General features: G+C 66.4%; 17 protein-coding genes. 8 read left to right on the forward strand and 9 right to left on the reverse strand.

The annotated features are described in order from the left end of the window. Window positions 1-54: 54 nt before the first annotated feature. The gene (locus JI743_RS10900; protein WP_201928330.1) at window positions 55-2,571 is read right to left on the reverse strand and encodes a penicillin-binding protein 1A; all 2,517 of its coding nucleotides are present in this window, start codon (window positions 2,569-2,571) and stop codon (window positions 55-57) included. 190 nt (window positions 2,572-2,761) lie between these two features. Here JI743_RS10900 and clpB point away from each other — a divergent pair, with 190 nt between their 5' ends. Beyond that, window positions 2,762-5,341: an ATP-dependent chaperone ClpB gene (gene clpB, locus JI743_RS10905; protein WP_201928331.1), complete on the forward strand. Its 2,580-nt coding sequence runs from the start codon at window positions 2,762-2,764 to the stop codon at window positions 5,339-5,341. A gap of 45 nt (window positions 5,342-5,386) precedes the next feature. Here the strand turns inward: clpB and JI743_RS10910 are convergent, their stop codons facing one another. From JI743_RS10910 to xseA, 5 genes are all read right to left on the reverse strand, one after another. Continuing rightward, a complete protein-coding gene (locus tag JI743_RS10910) occupies window positions 5,387-5,647 on the reverse strand; it encodes a hypothetical protein (RefSeq protein ID WP_201928332.1) in 261 nt (86 codons plus the stop codon). A 109-nt stretch (window positions 5,648-5,756) separates the two neighbouring features. Beyond that, window positions 5,757-8,750, reverse strand: a complete 2,994-nt coding sequence (locus JI743_RS10915) for a TonB-dependent receptor plug domain-containing protein (protein ID WP_201928333.1) — start codon at window positions 8,748-8,750, stop codon at window positions 5,757-5,759. Between the two features lie 271 nt (window positions 8,751-9,021). Next, on the reverse strand, window positions 9,022-9,957 hold the full coding sequence (locus tag JI743_RS10920) for a M23 family metallopeptidase (RefSeq protein ID WP_201928334.1): 936 nt from the start codon (window positions 9,955-9,957) through the stop codon (window positions 9,022-9,024). Next, window positions 9,954-10,160 (reverse strand): DUF2093 domain-containing protein, encoded by a 207-nt coding sequence (locus JI743_RS10925; protein ID WP_201928335.1) that lies wholly within the window; start codon window positions 10,158-10,160, stop codon window positions 9,954-9,956. Before JI743_RS10925 ends, JI743_RS10920 begins: the two co-directional genes overlap by 4 nt. Before the next feature lie 76 nt (window positions 10,161-10,236). Next, a complete protein-coding gene (xseA, locus tag JI743_RS10930) occupies window positions 10,237-11,673 on the reverse strand; it encodes an exodeoxyribonuclease VII large subunit (RefSeq protein ID WP_201928336.1) in 1,437 nt (478 codons plus the stop codon). Here xseA and purD point away from each other — a divergent pair. Both purD and JI743_RS10940 read left to right on the forward strand, forming a co-directional pair. Next, window positions 11,672-12,949, forward strand: coding sequence for a phosphoribosylamine--glycine ligase (gene purD / locus JI743_RS10935; protein WP_201928337.1), 1,278 nt, complete (start codon window positions 11,672-11,674; stop codon window positions 12,947-12,949). The genes xseA and purD overlap by 2 nt on opposite strands. Before the next feature lie 36 nt (window positions 12,950-12,985). Then, window positions 12,986-13,525 (forward strand): helix-hairpin-helix domain-containing protein, encoded by a 540-nt coding sequence (locus JI743_RS10940; RefSeq protein ID WP_201928338.1) that lies wholly within the window; start codon window positions 12,986-12,988, stop codon window positions 13,523-13,525. A 137-nt stretch (window positions 13,526-13,662) separates the two neighbouring features. Here JI743_RS10940 and JI743_RS10945 read toward each other — a convergent pair whose 3' ends face one another. After that, window positions 13,663-14,508, reverse strand: coding sequence for an amidohydrolase family protein (locus JI743_RS10945; RefSeq protein WP_330902563.1), 846 nt, complete (start codon window positions 14,506-14,508; stop codon window positions 13,663-13,665). A gap of 125 nt (window positions 14,509-14,633) precedes the next feature. Beyond that, a complete protein-coding gene (gene tadA / locus JI743_RS10950) occupies window positions 14,634-15,089 on the reverse strand; it encodes a tRNA adenosine(34) deaminase TadA (protein ID WP_201928340.1) in 456 nt (151 codons plus the stop codon). Between the two features lie 129 nt (window positions 15,090-15,218). On the opposite strand from tadA, the gene rpmB reads away from it, so the two are divergent. Next, window positions 15,219-15,512, forward strand: coding sequence for a 50S ribosomal protein L28 (gene rpmB / locus JI743_RS10955; protein ID WP_201928341.1), 294 nt, complete (start codon window positions 15,219-15,221; stop codon window positions 15,510-15,512). Between the two features lie 22 nt (window positions 15,513-15,534). Here rpmB and JI743_RS10960 read toward each other — a convergent pair whose 3' ends face one another. Beyond that, window positions 15,535-16,524: an esterase-like activity of phytase family protein gene (locus JI743_RS10960; protein WP_201928342.1), complete on the reverse strand. Its 990-nt coding sequence runs from the start codon at window positions 16,522-16,524 to the stop codon at window positions 15,535-15,537. A gap of 171 nt (window positions 16,525-16,695) precedes the next feature. Between JI743_RS10960 and JI743_RS10965 the strand changes: the two genes are divergently transcribed. The 4 genes from JI743_RS10965 (at window position 16,696) to JI743_RS10980 (ending at window position 20,614) form a co-directional block, all read left to right on the forward strand. Next, on the forward strand, window positions 16,696-17,097 hold the full coding sequence (locus JI743_RS10965) for a glycine zipper 2TM domain-containing protein (protein WP_201928343.1): 402 nt from the start codon (window positions 16,696-16,698) through the stop codon (window positions 17,095-17,097). Between the two features lie 190 nt (window positions 17,098-17,287). After that, entirely contained in the window at window positions 17,288-18,379 is a 1,092-nt protein-coding gene (locus JI743_RS10970; RefSeq protein WP_201928344.1) for a Ppx/GppA phosphatase family protein, read from the forward strand. Beyond that, window positions 18,376-19,089 (forward strand): RlmE family RNA methyltransferase, encoded by a 714-nt coding sequence (locus JI743_RS10975; RefSeq protein ID WP_201928345.1) that lies wholly within the window; start codon window positions 18,376-18,378, stop codon window positions 19,087-19,089. The genes JI743_RS10970 and JI743_RS10975 overlap by 4 nt, the downstream gene beginning before the upstream one ends. A gap of 58 nt (window positions 19,090-19,147) precedes the next feature. Next, window positions 19,148-20,614 carry a S41 family peptidase gene (locus tag JI743_RS10980; protein WP_201928346.1) on the forward strand — a complete coding sequence of 489 codons (1,467 nt, stop codon included), beginning with the start codon at window positions 19,148-19,150 and terminating at the stop codon, window positions 20,612-20,614. Window positions 20,615-20,742 lie beyond the last annotated feature (128 nt).

Raw genomic sequence — 20,742 nt, forward strand, 5'->3', positions numbered from 1 at the left:
TATCCGTCATGCCCTTAGGCGCTCGCGCGCTTCAGGGAAAGGTGGCGGCGGGGGTCAGATGATCCCGCCGCGATCCTCGAGAAACTCGCTGTCGGTCCGGCGGCCCGAATCCTGGCGCACCGGCGCATCCTGACGCGGCGCGGGACGCGCGGGCGTGATCTCCTCTTCGCGAATCGTGCGGCGCGGTTCGCTTTCGGGTTTGAACGCCTCCCAGATAATCGACGCCTTGGGGTCCGACGTCGGCCAGCTGCCATAGACGCGGCGCCCCGACCGGCGATCGATGCGCACCATGCGCACGCCCTTGGGCGCGGCGAAGGGAATCGGCTGGCGGTCGGCGAGCGCGACGAGCGCGAAGTCCTTGAAGATCGGCGCGGCGAGGCTGCCGCCCTGCGCATAGCCGCCCATGCTGCGCGGCTGGTCGAAACCGATATAGACGCCCGCGATCACGTCGGGCGTGCCGCCGACGAACCAGACGTCGTTGGGCCCCGAGGTCGTCCCCGTCTTGCCGAAGAGCGGGATGCCGAGGTCGCGCAGCCGCACTGCGGTTCCGCGCTGGACCACGCCCTCGAGCATGTGAACGACCTGATAGGCGGTCATCGGGTCCATCAGCTGCTCGCCCGACGGCGCAAAGCGCGGCATCGGCTTGCCGTCCCAATCCTTCATGTTGCAGCCGTCGCACGCGCGCCAGTTGCGCGGGAAGATCACCTTGCCGCGCCGGTCCTGCGCATAGTCGATCACCCGCGGCTTGAGTTCGCGGCCGTGGTTCGCGAGCATCGCATAGGCGTTGGTGATTTTCTCCACCGTCGTCGATCCGGCGCCGAGCGCGGTCGACAAATAGGGTTCGTGCTCGCCGATCCCCATCGTCCTGATCGTTTCGACGACCGGCTCCATGCCGATCTGGCTCGCCGCGCGCACCGTCATCAGGTTGCGCGACTGTTCGAGGCCCCAGCGCATCGTATGTTCGCCGCTGCCGCCCGCACCGCCGAAGTTGCGGAAGCATTTGTTGCCGAAGCGCGCGCCCTGATAGACACAGAAGCTGCCGTCGACGATCATCGTCGCGGGGGTCATGCCGTTGTCGAGCGCGGCGGCGTAAACAAAGGGCTTGATCGTCGAGCCCGGCTGGCGCTCGGCCTGCGTCGCGCGGTTGAACGGCGACAGGCGCACGTCGAACCCGCCCTGCATCGCATAGATGCGGCCCGAATGGGGGCTTTCGACCACCATGCCGCCCGACACCTCGGGAATATTCTTGAGTGCATAGCTGCCGCCGCCGGTCGCCTTCACGGCGATCAGGTCGCCGGGGCGCAGCGCGTCGAACGCGCTCCCGCCTGTCTTGCGATAGCGCATCGACGCGGCGCTCGCGGGGAGGCGCCCCGTCTCACCGTTCGAAAAGCCGATGCGCGCCTCGCCCGCCGATTTGGAGACTACCGCAGCGATCCGCCACCCGTCATAGTCGATGCCGATAAAGCTCGAAGCAAGGCGGCTCGCCCATTGGTCGTCGGCCTCGATCGTCGCGATCGGCCCCGACCAGCCCTTGCCCGCGTCATAACGGATGAGGCCGCGGCGCAGCGCGCGCGTCGTCGCGTCCTGCATCTTGGTATCATAGGGCGTGCGCACCCACAGCCCGCCGGCATAGACGCTGAGCGGGCCGTCCTCGGCGGTTTCGCCGAACTCTGCGATCAGCTGGCGCCGCACCTCTTCCATGTAATAGCCGCCGACCTGCGCGACCGCGCGGTTGCCGCTCTCGCTGAGGCCGAGCGGCATCGCGCGCGCGGCGTCGCGCTGCGCGGCGGTAATCCAGCCATTATTCTCCATCGATCCGAGCACGAAATTGCGCCGCGCGACCGCATCGTCTTCGAACCGCGCGCGACCGTAGCGCTCGGGCGCTTTGGGCAGGATCGCGAGGAACGCCATTTCGTGAAGGTCGAGCTCGTCGACATCCTTGTCGAAATAGGCGCGCGCCGCCGCCTGGACGCCGAAGGCACGGCGTCCGAGCGGGATTTCGTTGAGGTAGAGCTCGAGAATCTGCTCCTTGGTCAGCGCATCCTCGATCCGCATCGCAAGGATCGCCTCGCGAATCTTGCGGCGATAGCTGAGCTCGTTGGTCAGCAGCAGGTTCTTCGCGACCTGCTGCGTGATCGTCGATGCGCCGACCGGGCGTCCGCTGTTGGTCAAATTGGTGACGATCGCGGACGCAATGCCCGGATAGTCGATCCCGCCATGTTCGAAAAAGGTCTTGTCCTCGGCAGCGAGGAAGGCGCGGACGAGCAGCGGCGGATATTCACTGTACGCAAGCTGGACGCGCCGCTCGCGCGCATAGCTGTGGACGGGCTTGCCCTCGGCATCGCGCACCATCGTCGGCAGCGGCGGCTCATAGTCGCGCAACTGGTCGACCGACGGCAGGTCGCGCGCGAAAACCGCCCAGATCAGCAGCAGCCCCGCGAGCCCGGCGAGCGCCAGATAGCCGAGCCAGCGGAACCAGCGCCGCGTCCACATCTCGCGCAGCCAGTCGGCGACGGCGCTCGTGTCGCGGCGGATGCGCATGCGAAAATGGGACAAAGTGTCTTCGGCCATATTGCCAAGCCTCTAGAGCCTGTGCCGCCGAAAGGGAAGCGCGGTTGCGGCAGCAAGGGCGGCCCGCGGACGACCCGTCGGACGGCGACAACGGCCCGCCCGATTGCCGCACGCGACGAGGCGTGCCAGCCCCTCTTGTGTTGTAAAATGGCAACACTATCTTGCGAGGGACGAAAGGGGCTTAGACCGCATGAACCTCGAGAAATTCACCGACCGCGCCAAGGGATTCCTGCAGGCCGCGCAGACGATCGCGATCCGCATGAACCACCAGCGGATCAGCCCCGAACATATTGCGAAAGCGCTGCTCGAGGACAAGGAAGGCATGGCCGCCGGCCTGATCCAGCGCGCCGGCGGCGACGCGGCGCGCGCAGTGGCAGGCATCGACGCGCTGCTGGCGAAAGTGCCCGCCGTATCGGGATCGGGCGCGCAGGCGACGCCGGGGCTCGACAATGATGCGGTGCGGCTGCTCGACCAGGCCGAACAGGTCGCGACCAAGGCGGGCGACGGCTATGTCACGGTCGAGCGGCTGCTGCTCGCGATGGCGCTCGCCGCGTCGAGCCCGGTCGGCAAGGCCTTCGCCGATGCCGGCATACGAGCCGAGGCACTGAACGAAGCGATCAACGCGCTGCGCGGCGGGCGCACCGCCGACACCGCGGGCGCCGAGGACAGCTATGAAGCGCTCAAGAAATATGCCCGCGACCTCACCGACGTCGCGCGCGAGGGCAAGCTCGACCCCGTGATCGGCCGCGACGAGGAAATCCGCCGCACCGTCCAGATCCTCGCACGGCGCACCAAGAACAACCCCGTGCTCATCGGCGAGCCCGGCGTCGGCAAGACCGCGATCGCCGAAGGGCTCGCGCTGCGCATCGCCAATGGCGACGTCCCCGACAGCTTGAAGGATCGCCGCCTGCTGTCGCTCGACATGGGGTCGCTGATCGCGGGCGCCAAATATCGCGGCGAGTTCGAGGAGCGGCTGAAAAGCGTGCTCGACGAAGTGAAGTCGGCGGAGGGCGAGATCATCCTGTTTATCGACGAGATGCACACGCTCGTCGGCGCGGGGAAGTCCGAAGGCGCGATGGACGCGTCGAACCTTTTGAAGCCGGCCCTGGCGCGCGGCGAACTGCACTGCATCGGTGCGACGACGCTCGACGAATATCGCAAGCATGTCGAAAAGGACCCGGCACTCCAGCGGCGTTTTCAGCCGGTGTTCGTCGGCGAGCCGACCGTCGAGGATTCGATCTCGATCCTGCGCGGGCTCAAGGAAAAATATGAACTGCACCACGGCGTGCGGATCACCGACGGCGCGATCGTCGCCGCGGCGACGCTGTCGAACCGCTATATTTCCGACCGCTTCCTGCCCGACAAGGCGATCGACCTGATGGACGAGGCCGCAAGCCGTATCCGCATGGAAGTCGAATCGAAGCCCGACGAGATCGAAAGCCTCGACCGGCGGATCATCCAGATGAAGATCGAGGAATCGGCGCTCGGCAAGGAAAGCGACGCGGCATCGAAGGATCGCCTCGCCGCGCTGCGCGCCGAACTCGCCAACCTCGAACAGCAGTCGGCCGAACTCACGCAAAAATGGCAGGCCGAAAAGGACAAGATCCACGCCGAGGCGAAGATCAAGGAGCAGCTCGACGCCGCGCGCGGCGCGCTCGAACAGGCGCAGCGCGCCGGCGATCTCGGACGCGCGGGCGAGCTCAGCTACGGCACCATCCCCGCGCTCGAAAAGCAGCTCGCCGACGCCGAGGCGGTCGCGGGCAACGCGATGCTGCGCGAAGAAGTGACCGCCGACGACATCGCCGCGGTGGTCAGCCGCTGGACCGGCATCCCCGTCGACCGGATGATGGAGGGCGAGCGCGAAAAGCTGCTCGCCATGGAAGGAACGCTCGCCCAGCGCGTGATCGGGCAGGACGAGGCGGTGCGCGCCGTGTCGACCGCGGTGCGCCGCGCACGCGCCGGGCTGCAGGACCCGAACCGCCCGCTCGGCAGCTTCCTCTTCCTTGGCCCCACGGGGGTCGGCAAGACCGAGCTCACCAAGGCGCTCGCGCGATTCCTGTTCGACGACGATCATGCGATGGTGCGCATCGACATGTCCGAGTTCATGGAAAAGCACAGCGTCGCGCGGCTCGTCGGCGCGCCGCCGGGCTATGTCGGCTATGAGGAGGGCGGCGTGCTCACCGAAGCGGTGCGGCGACGCCCCTATCAGGTGGTGCTCTTCGACGAGGTCGAAAAGGCACACGGCGACGTGTTCAACATCCTGCTCCAGGTGCTCGACGACGGGCGGCTGACCGACGGGCAGGGGCGTACGGTCGATTTCACCAACACGCTGATCATCCTGACCTCGAACCTCGGCAGCCAGGCGATCGCCGCGCTCCCCGACGACGCGCCGGTCGAGCAGGCCGAGCCCGCGGTGATGGAGATCGTCCGCGGCCATTTCCGCCCCGAATTCCTGAACCGGCTCGACGAGATCGTGCTCTTCAACCGCCTCGCGCAGCAGCATATGGCGGGGATCGTCGATATTCAGGTCGCGCGCGTGCAGAAGCTGCTCGCCGACCGCAAGATCACGCTCGACCTCAGCGATGCCGCGCGCGCGTGGCTCGGCCGCGTCGGTTACGATCCCGTCTATGGCGCCCGGCCGCTCAAGCGCGCGGTGCAGAAATATCTGCAGGACCCGCTCGCCGACCTGATTTTGAAGGGTGAGGTGAAGGACGGGTCGACGATCAAGGTCGACGAGGGCGACGGCGCGCTGGCGCTGGCGGCGGGGTGAAGGAATGGCAACGCCGCCCCGGTACGGCGTTGCAGTCCGGATTGATTAGCGCGACTGCCCGACGAGCGACCGCGAACGGGCGGCGTCGTTGGCAAGATCACGGTCGGCCTGGCTTTGCGCCGTGATGGCTTCCCATTCGGCCTTGGTACGGCAAGTCACGCGCGCCATGATCGAACCGGTTGCGGTTTCCCGCTTGCAGATTTTCTTTTCGGCGGCGGGCTTTTCACCTTGCGGCGCTTCGGCCTTTGCATGAACTGCCGTCGGTGCAGCGGCGAGGGCCGCAGCAAGGGAGAGAATTCTGATCATGCAATAACTTCCTTTCTTTTCAATAACCAGCCTGACTGTGTCGGCCAGCCTTCCCAAAAAAAATGGGCGGCCCGCGAGGGGCCGCCCATCTATTCCATATTGGCCAGTCTTAGAAGCTGACTTTCGCACCAAGGCGGAAGTAACGACCCATGATGTTCGGGCCGGCCCACGCCGGGTTGAAGCCGAAGATGCCATAGGCAGCGTCGGGATCGAACGGCGGCTTGATGCCGAATACGTTCAGGACGTTTGCATAGATGGTGAACTTGTCACCGATCTTCTGGCTCGCCGTGAAGTCGACGTTCCAGATATCCTTGGTCTTGCAGTTGACCGGGCTGCCATCGACATAGCTGTGCGTCGAGACGCCATTGTCAGCGTTGAACTGGCAATCGCCCTTGATGCCGCCGAAGTCGATCGACGCCGTGTCATAGCCCTTGGTGTAATAGGCCGTCAGGCTGAGCGTGGTGTCGCCGAAAGCCAGCGTGTTCTGCCACGACGCGCGCCACTTGGGCGAACCCGAGCAGGACGTGATGTTGCAGGGGCTGAGCGTGCCATCATAGCGCAGCTTGTCACCAGCGTCGGTCGTCAGTTCATATTTGATCATGTACGACGCGTCGAAGTTGCTGCGCCACGTCAGGTTGCTGCCGATCGGCAGGCTGAGGTTGGCACCGAAGTCGAGGCCGCTGACGACCTGCGAGTCCTGGTTGGTGTACGACGACTGGATGAAGCCGAGCAGCGGAAGCGCATTCGGGAATGCGGGGTCCGGCTGGCCCGGAAGCACGGTTATGCCCGGGATGTTCACGACGCCGTTGTTCGAATAATAGGCCGCTTCAGCCGCTGCCGTCGAGGTCACGCCGGTGATGAGGTCGTTGACCTTGATGTGCCAGAAATCGACCGTCAGGCTGACATTGCGGATGGGCTCGACGATAATGCCGGCGGTGAAAGCCGTCGACTTTTCAGGATCGAGGTCCGGATTGCCGACCTGCGTCAGACCCAGCGAATAGCTCTGCGTCGCGTAGGCGTTGTTGCCGTGCGCTGCGCAGAACGCCGCAAAGGTGGTGCAGTTGACCGTACGCGTCACGAAGCCGGTGGTCGGAAGACCGAAGGATTCGTTGAAGCTCGGGATACGGAAGCCCTTCGAGAAGGTACCGCGAACCGCAACCTGCGGGATCGGCGTGAACTTGACGCCAAGCTTCGGCGAGAAGTTCGACTGACCCGTCGAATAATCGTCGTAACGACCCGAAGCGGTCAGCTCGATCTGCTCGATGACTGGCGCGCTCAGTTCGAAGAACGCCGATTTCACATCGCGGCTACCCGCCGTACCGACGGCATTGATGCTGTAATAGCGATCATACTGGTTGCCCAGCGTGCCGGGGTTGGCGCTCGGCGCGTCGATCGATTCGTCGCGGTACGACACACCGACCGCCGCCTGGAGCGGACCGCCCGGAAGCTGGAACAGATCCTTGGCCAACGTCGCCTGGAACTGCCACAGCTCCGACACCGAGGTGGTCGTGTTGACCGGAGCAATATAATCCCAGATTTCCTGCGAATTGGCTTCAAGGTCGTTCAGATTGAGCGTGCCGCGTGCGACAACGTCCATGATGCGCTGCGGAATGAAGTAATTTGCCTGGGTGCGCTTCAGACGAACTTCGGAGGCAGTAAAGTTGGCCGAATAGCGCCAATCGTCGCCGAAGCTACCTTCGATGCCGAGAACACCGCGCAGCGAGCGCGAGCTCGTATCGACCGTACGGTCACGCGTCGAACGCACGAACGCCTGTGCCGTCTGTCCCGACGCAGCATAAGGGTTATACGGGTTCAACGTGCCATTGGCCGCCGTACAGCCCGTGTTCTGGCCCGACAGCGTCCCCACACCGTTGGCGCAGACATAGACGGGCAGCATCACATTATATGCGGCAGCACCGTTGTTCGGCGACGTGGGCGTGCCGTTCAGACCCAGCGGAGTGAAGGTCGCATGCGTCTTGGTGTTATAATAGTTGGCAATTGCATAGACCTGTGCGCGATCGCCGACATTGGCGGTAAAGCGCGCGGTCAGCCCCTGACGCTCGATCTCCGGCTGCAGCATGATGTGATCACCCTGCCAGTTGATCTCGCAGACCCCCGCAAGCGGCGCCGTCGCCGAGGTGCCAATGTTCTGGTGCATCTTGTATCCGCGGCAGCCGGCCGCCGGATTCAGGAATTCAAAACGGCCAGCGCCCGTGTTGGGGTTGGTCGCCGAAACCGGACGGACGAGGGTAACGCCAGGAATGCTGATCAGGCCGTTAAAGAGACCATTTTCGGGAGTGAAGCCATTCCAGTTCTGGTTCGACATACAGCTGCCGCTGGCGCCGCAGATCGAAGTCCAGTCCTTGTTGTTGAACGGATAGCCGCGATCACGCGCATAAAGCGCGTCCTGGCGACGATATTCGCCGCTGACGTAGAAGTTGAACCCGTCGTTGGCGAGGTCGCCATAGCCCCAGGTCGCGTCGATGCGCTGTTCGCCGGCATCACCCTTCTGCGAGATGCCGAGCGAGCCACCAAGGTGGAGGCCCTGGATTTCCTTCTTGGTGATGACGTTGATAACGCCCGCGATCGCATCGGCACCATAGGTCGACGACGCACCGTCGCGCAGCACTTCGATGCGCTCGACGACAGCGTCGGGGATGGTGTTGAGGTCGACGAAGTTACGCTGGCCGTCATCCGCGAGCGGATAGGGCGCCATGCGCAGGCCGTCGGAGATCGAAAGCGTCGACTGGACGGTCAGGCCGCGAAGCGCCGGGGCGTTCGCGCCGCTGGCGAAGTTGAAGCCGGTGTTCCAGCCCTGAGTGATCGTGCCGGCGCCGTTGGCCGACAGGCGCTGCACCGCTTCCGAAACGGTGTTGAGACCGCGTTCTTCGAGCGTCTGCGCGCTGAGCACGGTAACCGGCGAGGCGGTTTCGGTGTTGGTCCGGCGCAGAATCGAGCCGGTCACGACGATAATAGCGTCATCGTTCGACGCTTCGTCATCGGCCGGAGCCCCTTGCGCATAGGCGGGAGCCGAAAGCAGAGCGGCGCCCAAGACAATGGGAGCGGCGCTCAGTTTCAGCATCGAAAATTGGGTTTTCTTCACAGTGCAGTCCCTTGCTACTGAGTGTTTCAAGATACCCGGGCCCCTGTCGCAGAACGGCAATAATTGCCGCCCACAGACACCCCGATAGCGTGCGGGATGACCGCTATGCTGGGCCGAGTAAAGGAAAATCCCGGCGCGCCATTCGGTTTCGTCGGCGATTGTGACGTATTTGCAACATGCCTGAGAATCCGCGAAATTCTATGCTTTCGTAGCGGCGCATCTGCGACATTTTGTTACATTGGTTACGAATTCCGGACCTTGTTTTCGTCCATCATCGTACCATCGGGCCGGCCAGCGTGCCGGGGTCGAGCCGCGCGTCGCGCCACTTGATTCCCCAGTGGAGATGCGGCCCCGTCGCGCGCCCGGTCGACCCCACGGTGCCCAGCCTCTGCCCCTGCACGACGCGCTCGCCCACTGCGACGTCGAGAGTGTCGCAGTGGAGGAAGGCGCTGTTCAATCCCATGCCATGATCGACAATGAGGAGCCTGCCCTCGAGCGTGAAGGGCTGGTGCGCGGCGAGCACCACGACGCCGTCGGCGGGCGCGACGAAGGGCGTGCCGCGCGGCACGGCGACGTCGGTGCCGCCATGATAGCTGCCGGGCTTGCCCTGATAGACGCGCTGCGACCCGAAGAAGCCCGACAAACGCCCCTGCACGGGCCAGATGAAGCGCTGCCGCCACCCCTCCGCATCGGCCGCGATGGCGCGCGCCACGGCGATCTGTTCAAGTTCGGCGGGGCGGCGGCGGCGGAAGTCGGCGTCGCTCGACGCGCTGCCGCGATACGGCGCGTTGATATGCTCGATCCGCCAAATTCCCGGCGCGACCATCAGCGTTCGCTCGACCGTCCGCCCGTCGGCGAGCGTCGCGGCGAGCCGCGCGGTCGTCGGCGCGTCGCGATCGAAAGCGATGAAGAAGCGCCCGTCGCCGCCGAGCGGCACCGCCTCGCCGTCGAAGGTCAGCGCGCGCGTGCCGCCGGGCGCGCGGCCGAGCATTGAGCCGCCCTGGACGGCGCTGCCCTGCAGTTCGAAATCACGCGGCCCCTCGGGCACGGGGGGCGCGGGCGCCGGCGCTGGGCGCGGCGCCTCGGCAGGGGCGGGCTGGGGCGAAGCGGTCGGTTGCGGCGCCGGCTCGCCCGGCGGCGGGACGCAGCCCGCGACCAGCAGCGGCAGCGCGGTCCAGAAAAGCGCGGTCCGCGCGGCGCGCGTCATTCCTTGGCGTCGAGCGCCGCCTGCACCGAAATGGCGGCACTCGCATAGGGTTCCTGCCGCGCGACCGACCAATAGCGCAGCTCGTCAAGCCCGATCGGCGCACCGCTCACCGCGCAGAGCACATGGTCGCCCGGCGACAGCACGCGAAAGCCGTTGGGGCCATAATGGAGGCGGGCGAGGCGGTTGCGGCTGGCGATCAGCATCGGTCGAAATCCGTTCGGGTAGAGGTCATTGCCGCAACTATAGCAGCGATGCGCGCCGCGGCCACCCCTTCCGCCGTCAGAACAGCTCGCCCTGCCCGCGCCCCGGCGCTGCGGGAGGCTTGCGCGCAGCTTTCGGTGCCGATTGCGGCGCCGGCCCGGGTGCAGGAACCGCGCCCCCACCGACCTCGGCCGCGACCTCGCCGTCGGCGAATTGCAGCCGCAGCGTTCCCGCAGCCCTCGCCCCCGCCGCGGTCGTCACGATCGCCCCCGCCGAATCGCGCACCATCGCATAGCCGCGCGCAAGCAGCGCACGCGGGTCGAGCGAGACGAGCAGCCGTGCCAGCCCCTCGAGCTTCGCCCGGTCGCGGTCCCAGCCGCGCGCGAGCAGCGACGGGCGCAGCGCCGCGCCGCGCGTCGCGAGCCGCTCGGCCGCCACCGCGACGCGGTGCTGCTGGCAGCGGTCGAGCCGCCCGTGCGCATCGTCGAGCCGCTGGCGCTGCGGCGCATAAAGCGCCTCGCGCCTGGGCAGGTGGCGCGCGAGCGCGGCAAGCCGTTCGGCGCCGAGCGCCTGGTGGCGGTTCGCCGCGCCGATGATCCGCCCGTTCCACGTCGCCAGCTGCGCCTGCAGTTCGGCGCGCACCGGCACCGCCATCTCGGCCGCGGCGGTCGGCGTCGGCGCGCGGCGGTCGGCGGCATAGTCGGCGAGCGTGACGTCGGTTTCGTGCCCGACCGCGCTGATCGTCGGGATGCGGCAGTCGGCGATCGCGCGCACGACCACCTCTTCGTTGAACGCCCACAGATCCTCGATCGACCCGCCGCCGCGCGCGACGATGACGAGGTCGGGGCGCGGCACCGGGCCGCCGGGCGCCAGCGCGTCGAAACCGCGCACGGCGTTCGCAACCTGCGCCGCCGCGCCCTCGCCCTGCACGAGCACCGGCCAGACGATCACATGCGTCGGGCAGCGGTCGGCGAGGCGGTGGAGGATGTCGCGGATCACCGCGCCGGTCGGCGAGGTGACGACGCCGATGGTGCGCGGCAGATAGGGAAGCGGCTGCTTGCGCCCCTGGTCGAACAGCCCCTCGGCGCCGAGCCGCGCCTTGAGCTTTTCGAACAGCAGCATCAGCGCGCCCTCGCCCGCGACCTCGAGGCTGTCGACGACGAGCTGATATTTGGAGCGCCCCGGATAGGTGGTGAGCTTGCCCGTGGCGATCACCTCGATCCCGTCCTCGGGGCGGAAGGCGAGGCGGCTCGCCTGCCCCTTCCACATCACCATGTCGATCAGCGCATTATCGTCCTTGAGCGCAGCATAGAAATGCCCCGACGCCGCACGCTTCGCCCCCGACAGCTCGCCGCGCACGCGCACGCGCGCGAAGCCATCCTCTACGGTACGCTTGATCGCCGCCGACAATTGGCTGACCGACAGGGCTGGCGCATTGTCGCCAGGCGCATCCTCGGCTAACAGCCGCGCGGCGGTGTCCGTGTCGGAGGCCGTATCGGGAAAAGGGACTGACATGAATATCCTGCTTGTGGGCTCGGGGGGCCGCGAACATGCACTGGCGTGGCAGCTCGCGCAATCGCCGAGCTGCGACAAGCTCTATGCCGCGCCCGGCAATCCGGGGGTCGAGCTCCACGCCGAATGCCTTCCCGTCGCCGCCGACGACGTCGACGCGCTGGTCGCGCTGGTGCGCGCGCACGCCATCGAATTCGTCGTCGTCGGCCCCGAAGCGCCGCTCGTCGCGGGGCTCGCCGACCGGCTGCGCGAGCTGGGCGTCGCGACCTTCGGCCCCGGCGCCGCAGCGGCGCAGCTCGAGGGATCGAAAGGCTTTACCAAGGATCTGTGCGCGCGCGCCGGCATCCCGACCGCCGCCTATGTCCGCTGCACCTCCGCCGACGAGGCGCTCGCCGCGCTCGATGGCTTCGACATTCCCGTCGTCATCAAGGCCGACGGTCTCGCCGCGGGCAAGGGCGTGATCATCGCCGAAACGCGCGCCGAAGCCGAGGCGGCGATCGCCGACATGTTCGACGGCGCGTTCGGCGGCGCAGGGGCCGAGCTGGTGATCGAGGAATTCATGACCGGCGAGGAAGCGAGCTTCTTCGCGCTCTCCGACGGCGCCGACGTCATCGCCTTTGGCAGCGCGCAGGACCACAAGCGCGTCGGCGACGGCGACACCGGCCCCAATACCGGCGGCATGGGCGCGTACAGCCCCGCGCCGGTTCTGACCGCCGCGCTCGAGGCGCAGGTGATGGACCGCATCGTCCGCCCGACGGTGGCAACGCTCGCCGCCGAAGGCACGCCATATGTCGGCGTGCTGTTCGCGGGGCTGATGCTCACCGATGCGGGGCCAAAGCTCATCGAATATAATTGCCGCTTCGGCGATCCCGAATGCCAGGTGCTGATGATGCGCTTCAAGGGCGATTTCGCCGCGCTGCTCCATGCAGCCGCAACGGGCAGCCTTGCGAATGCCGAGCCGCCCGCCTTTTCGCACGATTATGCGCTGACCGTCGTGATGGCGGCGAACGGCTATCCCGGCACCCCCGAAAAGGGCGGCGCGATCCGCAACATCGCCGCGGCCGAAGCGGGGGGCGTGCGCGTCTTTCATGCCGGCACCGCGCGCGCCGACGGCGCGATCGTCGCGGCGGGCGGGCGCGTGCTCAATGTGACGGCAACGGGCAAAAGCGTCGCCGAGGCGCAGGCGCGCGCCTATGCGGCGGTCGACAAGCTCGATTTCGCAAGCGGCTTCTGCCGCCGCGACATCGGCTGGCGCGAGGTGGCGCGCGAGGCGCAATAATTCTCAGCGACCCAACGAAAGGCAGGGAGATAGATCATGACTTGGCTTCAGGAAAACTGGATCATCGCGGCGGTCGGCGTCGTTGTCGCGCTCCTTTTGCTGTGGTGGTTGCGCGGACGCGGCAAGGCGGACAGCGCCGCGCCGCCGGTCGCGCCGCCCGCCGAGCCGCGCAAGCCGCTCGAACCCGCCCGGCCCGAGATCGTGGCCGCCGAACCCGCGCGCTTCAAACCCGTCGAGCCGCAACCGCAACCCGCCGCACCGCCGCCTCCCCCGCCCCCCGCAGCCGCCCCCGTTCCCGAGGCACCGACCGCTGCACCGGCTGCGGGCGCCGACAATCTCCAGCTGCTGAAGGGCGTCGGCCCCAAGCTCGCGGCGATGCTGGCGGGCATGGGCGTGACGCGCTTCCAGCAGATCGCCGACTGGACCGACGCCGACATCGCGCGCATCGACGATCAACTCGGCGCGTTCACTGGCCGCATCGCGCGCGACAATCTGGTCGACCAGGCAGGCTATCTCGCACGCGGCGACAAGGCGGGCTTCGAGGCAAAATATGGCGCGCTGGGCGGCGAGCTTTAAAGGCTGCTTCGCACCAAAAGTCGCAATCCCGGTTCGTCGTCACCCCGGACTTGACCCGGGGTCCATGATTTCAGCGCGGCCGTGGATCCCGGATCAGGTCCGGGATGACGAATGTCTGAAATGGACCGATTGCGGACTTACTCGGTCAATCGAAAGAACTTCGTGGCGTTGCCGTGCAGCATTGCCTGCTTTTGATTGTCATCCAGCCACGTGAAGCCCTCGATCCGCTGGAGGATGGGGCCGATTGGTAGATTGTCGCTTCCGAACATGATCCTGTCGCCGAAGCCTTCATCGATCAACCTTCGCAGCGTTGCCTCGTACTCTTCGAGTGGCATTGCTCCGTTCGTAATCGACAGATCCACATACACGTTCGGATAGTCGTTCAGGAGAGCCAGCGTTTCCGGCCAGAACGCCTGGTGGTCTCCACGTCCCGCGCCAACGTGTTGCAGCCAGATGCGAAGGTCCGGATGTCTCGCAAGAACCGGTCGAAGGAGTGCCGGATTACCCATCTCCGGATCGTAATTTGGGCAGCAGTCAGGTTCGGATCGGATACTGTTCCTTGCTCCCGGCGGAGGACCCCTCTGCGTGTGGACGCCTACAGGCACGTCGTATGCTTCCGCAAGCGCCCAATACTGCTCCAGACGCGGATTGGCAGGCGAAATGCCAGAATAGCTTGGAGTGAGTTCGTGGAAGGCATGAACTCTTCCGGCCGCGAGTTCTTCCTCCAGCCAAACGGGGTCCGCCCAACCCTCGTTATCCGGGAAGCAGTGGTAGCGAGGCTCGCCTTGGTTGCGCGGGCAGACAATCCAGGTGCCGACGATGATGCCTTTGCGCTGCCAGCGCTCGACGTCTGCCTCGTTCGTGACGGCCACAACGGCCACTTCGACCTCGTTCCTCTCAAGCTCCTCCAGTTGCCCGCGTTGCACTGCATCGCCATCGCTGTCCGGCCATCCGGCATGACGGTGAACGTCGATCAGGGGCACTGAAGAGGCGAGGCCGATTGCAAGAAGGGTAGACACGAGATTATGCTCCAACAGGCCGTGCTATATTAAGTGTAACAGTATACAGGTAAAGTCCGCTAACACCCCCAAACCGGACCGCGCCATACTCACCGCCGTGCGGCAAAAAAATCCCTCAGCAGCGCCGCCGCCTCGCCCGCGCCGATGCCGTCGAAAATTTCCGGCCGGTGGTGGATCGTCGGCTGCGCGAAAAGGCGCGGGCCGTGCGCGACCGCGCCGCCCTTGGGATCGTCGGCGCCATAATAAAGCCGCGCGATCCGTGCATGGGCAATGGCGCCTGCACACATCGCGCAGGGTTCGAGCGTGACATAAAGGTCGCAGCCATCGAGCCGCTCGTTGCCGAGCCTGGCAGCGGCGCGGCGCATCGCGACGATTTCGGCATGCGCGGTCGGGTCGTGCGATTCGCGCGGGGCATTATGCCCTTCGGCAACGATCACGCCGTCCTTGACGATCACCGCGCCGACGGGCACCTCGCCCCATTCGGCGGCAATCCGCGCCAGATCGAGCGCGCGGCGCATATGGGAGGGCAGCGGGAAGGAGGCCATGATGACGGCCTATGCGCTTGACGAATCTCCTGCAAGCCGGTAAGCGCGCGCCTTTCCCGGCCCAACCGGTCTTTTCGGCGCTTTCCGCGCCAACCGGCGCGCCGCCCAGATTTTGTGAGGACGAAGACAATGTCGCGCATTTGCGAACTGACCGGCAAGGGCCGCCAGGTTGGCCACAACGTCAGCCACGCCAACAACAAGACGAAGCGCACTTTCCTGCCGAACCTGCAGAATGTGACGCTGCTGTCGGACGCGCTCGGCAAGGGCGTCAAGCTGCGCGTGTCGACGCACGGCCTGCGCTCGGTCGAGCATAATGGCGGCCTCGACAACTGGCTGATGAAGGCCGGCGACGATCAGCTTTCGACCAATGCCCGCAAGCTGAAGAAGGAAGTGGCAAAGAAGCTGGCCGAAAAGGCCGCCTAAGCCCAGCCTCCGCTGAACTGCATCAAGGCGGCCCGGAAACGGCGCCGCCTTTTTGCTGTCCGGATGACAGGCCGACGAGTTCGAACTGCACGAGCAGGCTGCGTTGCCAGCGCTGGAAATTATCGTCGGACACAAGCCACAGATAGGTGCGCCCCGACGCCTCGGTGACGGCGGCGCCTTCATAATTGTCGGCAATCGCCGCCGGGACCGTTCCGACCGCGCGCGAGCGCAAGATGCTGTCGGCTCGGATTGCGGCGGGGTCGGCGACCGCGACGATCGTCGTGAACACGGGGTTCCAGCCGAGCTTGCGGTGAACGAGCAGGATTCGCCCGTCGGGAAGCGCGGCGGCATCGGCGACCGCGCCCTTGCCTTCGGCATCGTATCGAAAGCGTAGCGGCATACCGCCTTCGACGGGATCGCCCGCATAAAGCAGCGCCTCGGTCGCTCCGCCGCCTGCGCGGCTCTCGGCAAATATTATGAAGCGTCCGTCGGGAAGCCGCGCCATCGCCTCGGCGCCGCGATTTGCGCCCCAGTTTTCCGACGGAAGCCGACGCCGCGCCGCGATGCGGCCAAGCCCCTTGTCGAGCCGCCATAGCTGATGATCGCCTTCGAGCGCGAGCCAGACCCGGTCGCCGTAAGGATCGGTTGCCATCGCCTCGACATCGCGGAGCCCCTTGCTGCGTCGTTCGTCACCCATGTCGGGAAGGCCGCCAAGGTCCAGGCGCGGCTTGTCGCCGCGCAGATCGATCCGCACCCAGCGGCCATTGTCGGCGACCGCCAGAAACTGCCGCGGCGCCACTTCGGCCAACGCCGAAAAGCCGCCGAAGCGGCTGTCGCGGCTTTCGAGGCGCCAGCCGCGGACATAGCGGAGAGCGCCGGCCGCAGCGCGCGGGGCGGCAAGCGGTACGGCCTTCGCCAAATCGCTCTCGATCATCTGGACCCGACGCTGCGCGCTCCACGGGACGGGGCCGAGGAGAAGGAAAAGGAGGGCGGCGAGCAGAATGCGGCGCATCGGCGCCGCGATAGGGCGCGATGCCCCCGCTGCGCAAGTCGCAAGCGCACGCCAATCTGAACGCCAGCCAACCGCGGCGTTCAGGGTTCGCTCAAAACGAATCGGGCAAAAGACCATCAACGACCCAACCCCGCCCCATAAAGGGCACACCGACGAAGCTGGAGTATGACAATGATCAAGAAACTGACCCTCCCCCTCGCCGCCCTGATGTCGGTTTCGGCACTCGGCGTCGCAACCCCTGCCGCAGCCCAGCACGGCTATTACAACGGCGGCTATGACACCTATTACAGCGGCTACGACCGCGACGACCGTCGCTATGACCGTCGCGACAATCGCCGCTATGACCGCCGCGATTACCGGAGCGACCGTCGCTATTATCGTGGCGACCGCCGCCACTATCGCCAGTGCGACAATGGCACGGGCGGCACCATCATCGGCGCGATCGCGGGCGGCCTTGCCGGTCACGAGATCGCAGGCCGCGGCGACAAGACCGTCGGCACGATCATCGGCGGCGCCGTCGGCGCCATCGCGGGCCGCGCGATCGACAAGGGGAATGACGGCTGCCGCCGCTAAGCGCAGACCCGACCCCCAATAAATTTCTGTAGTCCCTTGCCCCCGTCCGGTCCCGCACCGGGCGGGGTTTTTGCGTCGCTTCGGCCCGCCGGGAGCCGGGCTTGCCTTCGCGCGCGGCGAGGCCTAGGCTGGCGGCAAGTGCACGCTCGCGGCTTCGCGCGGGCGCGTGATTGGACAGGTTAGAATAGCCATGCGGCAAATGGCAGCGCCATCGGGGCGACCGCCGCGGCCCGGGTCGGCGGCAAAAGGACGGATCAGGACGGGTGCGGGCACGCGCCCCCTGCCTTTCGACCGGCCGCGGACCTATGCCGCCATCGATCTCGGCACCAACAATTGCCGCCTCCTCATCGCCCGACCGCAGGACGGCGAACTTGTCGTCATCGATGCTTTTTCGCGTATCGTGCGCCTGGGCGAGGGATTGCACCATAGCGGCCGAATCAGCGAAGCAGCGATGGATCGCACGGTCGCCGCGCTGTCGATCTGCGCCGACAAGTTGCGTCGCCGCCACGTTACCCTGTCGCGCGCGGTTGCGACCGAAGCGTGCCGCCGCGCGTCGAACGGCGCCGAACTTGCCGAACGCGTCAAGCGCGAGACGGGAATCGCGCTCGACATCATCTCGGCGGCCGAGGAAGCGCGCCTCGCGGCGCTCGGCTGCCACAATCTGATGGAGCCCGGAGACGGCCCGGCGCTGATTTTCGACATTGGCGGGGGATCGACCGAATTGATGCACGTCGATATTTCCGACAATGATGTCGACATCCGCGACTGGATCAGCGTCCCGTGGGGCGTCGTTTCGCTGACCGAATATAGCCCGCTGACCGAAGACAGCCTCGCCGCACGGCAGGCAAGCTATGCCCGGATGCGGGAGGTGACGCGCAGCGCCTTTGCCGATTTCGCCGGGCGCGCCGAACGCTTTGCCGGGCAACCGCTGCGCCTCCTGGGCACCAGCGGGACGGTGACGACGCTTGCCAGCGTTTTCCTCGACCTGCCGCGCTACGACCGCCGCGCGGTCGATGGCCTCGCGGTTCCCGCCGAAGCGATGCGCGGGATCAGCCGCCGTCTGGCCGAGGCGAGCCTTGCCGACCGCGCCGAGATCGCATGCATCGGACGCGAACGCGCCGATCTGGTCGTCGCGGGCTGCGCGATCCTCGAAAGCATCATCGACCTGTGGCCCGCGGCGCGCGTCGGCGTTGCCGACCGCGGCATTCGCGAAGGCATCTTGCGCACGCTCGCGCGACAGGGCCGCGACATCCCCGTGACGCGGCGCGAGTTCCGCAAATGAGTCAGCGCAAAGGGGGAAGTGGCGGCGCCAGCGGTCGCGGTGGTCTGCACGAGCGCGTCAAGACCGCGCGGCGACGCACCGCATCGTCGACGCGCTGGCTGCAACGCCAGCTCAACGATCCCTATGTGCGACGCGCGCAGGCCGAAGGCTATCGCTCGCGCGCCGCGTACAAGCTGATCGAACTCGACGAGAAATTCGGCTTTCTGAAAAAGGCGCGAGCGGTCGTCGACCTTGGCATCACGCCCGGCGGCTGGTCGCAGGTCGTGCGCAAGACCAACCCGCGCGCCCGCGTCGCCGGTATCGACCTGCTGGCATGCGAGCCGATCGAGGGGGTCGCGATCCTCGAAATGGATTTCATGGACGATGCGGCCCCGGATGCGCTGATCGATGCGCTCGGCAGCGCGCCCGACCTTGTCGTATCGGACATGGCGGCGAACACGGTCGGCCACCCGCAAACCGACCACCTCCGCACGATTGCGCTCGCCGAAACCGCCGCCGATTTCGCGGTGCAGACGCTGCAGCCCGGCGGCGCCTTTGTCGCCAAGGTCTTCGCGGGCGGCGCCGACCGCGAACTGCTGGCGTTGCTCAAGACGAATTTCGCGACCGTCAAACATGCGAAGCCGCCGGCGAGCCGCAAGGGATCGCCCGAGCTTTATGTGATTGCGCAAGGCTTCAAGGGACGCGGCACGCCCGAGGACGGCGAACGGTGACGCGCGCAATTCATCGCCGATTTATGTCGGCTCGCGTATGTTGGGGGGAACCGGGAGAATGCCTTTGAATCGATACAGGCAATCGGTGACGGCCGTTTCGCTTGCGGCGCTGATGCTCGCATCGTGCGGGGGAGGCGGCAATGGAGGCGGCGGCAGCGGCCCGATCGGCGCCGCACCGACGCCAACACCGACGCCCACGCCGACTGCCAATTGCTCGCTTTCGGCGCGCCAGAGCTTTGCCAAGGCGGTAATCGACGAATGGTATCTGTTCCCCGGCGATGTCGCGAGCAGCGTCAATCCGGCGAGCTACGCCAATGTCCAGGCCTATATCGACGCGCTCGTCGCGCCCGCGCGCGCATTGGGCAAGGACCGCTATTTCACCTACATTACCTCTATCGCCGAAGAAAATGCCTATTATGCGAGCGGATCGAGCGCCGGTTTTGGCGTGCGCCTCTCCTATGATGCGGGCACGCAGCAGGTGGTCATCGCCGAAGCTTACGAAAACGCCCCCGCCTTTGCCGCAGGGATCGACCGCGGCACGCGCATCCTCGCGATCGGGACGAACAGCAGCAATTTGCGCACGATCGCCAACATCGTCGCAACCGAAGGCACCGCCGGCATCACCGCCGCGCTCGGCCCGAGCGACCCCGGCGTCGCGCGCGTGTTGCGCATCAGCGACGCAAGCGGCACGCGCGACGTGACGGTGACCAAGGCCAACTATTCGCTCGACCCCGTTTCCGACCGCTATGGCGCCAAGATCATCAGCGATGGCGGACGCAACTACGGCTATCTCAACCTGCGCACCTTTATCACCTCGGCCAATGCGCAGCTTCGCACCGCCTTTGCCGATTTCCGCGCGCAGGGCGTGACCGACGTCATCATCGATTTCCGCTATAATGGCGGCGGGCTGGTTTCGACCGCCGAACTGATGGGCGATTTGATCGGCCGCAACCGCACATCGTCCGAGATTTTCTCGCAAACGGTCTTCCGCTCGTCGAAATCGGCGGAGAATGATCGGCACTTCTTTACCGTGCAGCCCGAATCGATCGCGCCGACACGCATCGCCTTCATCGGTACCGGTTCGACCGCGTCGGCGAGCGAACTCGTCATCAACGGGATGCTGCCGTGGCTGGGCACCAACATGACGCTGGTCGGCGCCAATACCTATGGCAAGCCGGTTGGGCAGATTGCGCTCGACAAGGCCGAGTGCGACGACCGGATGCGCGTCGTCGCTTTTGCGACCGCGAACGGGGCCGGTCAGGGCGACTATTATGACGGGCTGGCGCCCAAGATTGCGAACAACTGCGCCGCAGCCGACGATATGTCGTTCCCGCTCGGCGACCCGCGCGAAGCGTCGGTAAGCACGGCGATCGACTTCCTCGCCGGTCGCGGGTGCGCGGCGCGGATTGCAGGAGCCGAGGCGGGAGCCGCGTCGGCACGCTCTGCGACGCCCGTGCGCCAACCCGAAATGTTGGTTCCGGAAAAACCCAGCGTCGCCCAGCGCGAGCTTCCCGGGCTCTTCTGACGCGCGAACAGGCAGCCGAAGCCAATCGGACGCCAAGTCGCCGCGCGACCTGTGATGCAAGGCTGACGGAACGCGGGGCTGACGAACGCACAGCCGCATTCTCTGCGCCCCAACGCGTAAGATAATTA

Origin of the sequence: Sphingopyxis jiangsuensis, from assembly GCF_016734905.1 — a bacterium.
GTDB lineage: Bacteria > Pseudomonadota > Alphaproteobacteria > Sphingomonadales > Sphingomonadaceae > Sphingopyxis > Sphingopyxis jiangsuensis.